The 2,394-nt window shown below is 51.1% G+C and carries 1 protein-coding gene; it reads left to right on the top strand.

Going from position 1 to position 2,394, the window contains the following annotated elements; translation table 11 throughout:
• Window positions 1–604: 604 nt before the first annotated feature.
• Window positions 605–2,149, top strand: a complete 1,545-nt coding sequence (locus tag ACKI3C_RS03690) for a PglZ domain-containing protein (RefSeq protein WP_407402170.1) — start codon at window positions 605–607, stop codon at window positions 2,147–2,149.
• The last annotated feature ends 245 nt before the right edge of the window (window positions 2,150–2,394 follow it).

The raw sequence follows: 2,394 nt of genomic DNA, 5'->3' as shown, positions 1-2,394 counted from the left end.
GCACATAACCCTGTCCTAACTGAGCGCAAGCGAAGGCAGGGCAGGGTAAACGCGATACACTATACTGCGGTTGAAGACCGCAACCTTGCACGTTTCGAGGTAGCGGTCTTCAACCGCGATTTTATTACACTTCACACCCCCCACCGGCAGTCGTTTCACTCCCTTCGGTGGGGGTTATGTGCCCAAAGCAAGCTTTGTGCGTGTCGGCTTTCAGCCTCTAATTGTTAATATATTCAACTTTAGCATTTGATAATAAATATTGCTAATTTATTGTCCGGCAGGACAATACCTGAATAACCCCCACCGCCGAACGAAGTGGCGGGGGGGGAATAAATGCAACACGCACCGCGTCCAGCAGGACGCTAATCGGAGCAAATGGGTGAGGCTCAAATGGTTTCACATGCTAAAGTTGAGTTAATATATATTCAATGAAAAAAATCAGTGAGTTCAGTGAGATCCGCGCGGGGAGTTCCATTGCTGAATGGTTGAGTTTTCGGGGTAATCATGCTAAATTATTTTAATTTCTAGAAATCATATTCCCTACTCTCACGGTGATTAATAATAAAAATCGTATCTTTGCGTTTATAAGATATATATCACCACTATGAGCAAGGAACTGATTCTATGGGCCGACGATGAGATTGACCTCTTGAGGCCTCACATACTGTTTTTACAGAACAAGGGATTCGAGATTGTGACCGTGACCAACGGGCGCGATGCTCTCGACGCCATCACGCAGCAAAACTTCGACCTGATCATCCTCGACGAAAACATGCCCGGCATCAGCGGACTCGAGGCATTGCAGGAAATCAAGATACAGCAACCCAACGTGCCCGTCATCATGATCACCAAGAGCGAGGAAGAGAACATCATGAACCAGGCCATAGGCAGCGAAATCGCCGACTACCTCATCAAGCCCGTCAACCCCATGCAGATTCTCCTGTCCATCAAGAAGAACCTTCACAGCGTGGACCTCGTGGAGCAGAAGGTAACGGGCGACTACCGCCAGCAGTTCATGAACATCAGCATGCAGATTGACCAGGCAGCGACCATCGACGACTGGTATGAGATTTACAACACCCTCGTGAGGTGGGAGCTCTCCATAGCCAGCGCCGGGTCTAACATGGAGGACATGCTGCTCACACAGAAGAACGACGCCAACAACGCCTTCTGCAAGTTTGTCAAGCGCAACTATGAGAAATGGCTCACTGCCGACGAGCACCCGCTGCGCAGCAACGAGATATTCAAGACCCACGTCATGCCGCTGCTCGACGCCGGCGAGAAGGTGTGCTTCGTAGTCATCGACAACTTCAGGCTCGACCAGTGGAAGACCATCTCGCCACTGCTCAGCGACTACTTCAACGTGGACAGCGAGCAGCTCTACACCACAATCCTGCCCACCGCCACGCAGTATGCGCGCAACGCAATCTTCTCGGGACTCATGCCCGTCGATATCGAGAGAATGTTCCCCGACCTCTGGGTGGATGAGGACAGCGAGGAGGGCAAGAACGTCAACGAGGCCCCGCTGGTGCAGACCATCCTGGACCGCTATCGCCGCAAGGTGCACTTCTCCTACAACAAAGTGAACGACAGCAATGCCGGAGAGAGACTGCTGCGCAACTTCAAGTCACTGGCCAACTTTGACCTCAACGTGCTTGTGCTCAACTTTGTGGATATGCTCTCACACGCACGCACCGAGAGCAAGATGATACGCGAGTTGGCTAACACCGACGGTGCTTACCGCTCGCTCACCGAGTCGTGGTTCCGCAATGGCTATGCCCTCGAGTTGTTCAAACTCATGGCACGCGACGGCTACAAGGTGGTGCTCACCACCGACCACGGCACAGTGCGCGTGAACAATGCTATCAAGGTGATAGGCGAAAAGAACACCAACACCAACCTGCGCTACAAGCTGGGTCGCAACCTCAACTATAACCCCAAGCAGGTGTTTGAGATCAAGCAGCCCAAACGCTACGGCCTGCCCTCGCCCAATGTGTCGACAACCTATATCTTCGCCACCAACCGCGATTTCTATGCTTATCCCAACAACTACAACTACTACGTGCAGTATTACACCGACACCTTCCAGCACGGCGGCATCTCCATGGAAGAGATGCTAGTGCCGCTGGTGACACTCTCGGCCAAGTAAAAAGTTCTATTATACCCTCTCCCACGGAGACACAGGGGTCACAGAGAGAAAAAATCAATCTGAAATCGGCGTGATCCGTAGTTTGTATTTTATCGGGGAAGCGCTGTGCCTTCTATGTTGAAATCCAAATAAATTGAGTGTAATTTAACGTTTTTTACGCCATTTGGCGTTGTTTTTGCCGTTTTTTGCGTGAGCTTGGGCAAAAAGAAGGTAGCCAGGCACATTTTTGTGCTTGGTGGTTGCTT

Origin of the sequence: Sodaliphilus sp. (genome assembly GCF_045598405.1) — a bacterium.
Taxonomy (GTDB): Bacteria; Bacteroidota; Bacteroidia; order Bacteroidales; family Muribaculaceae; genus Sodaliphilus; species Sodaliphilus limicaballi.
Note: the sequence above shows the minus strand (reverse complement) of the source record. Positions and strands in the feature narration are given on the sequence as shown.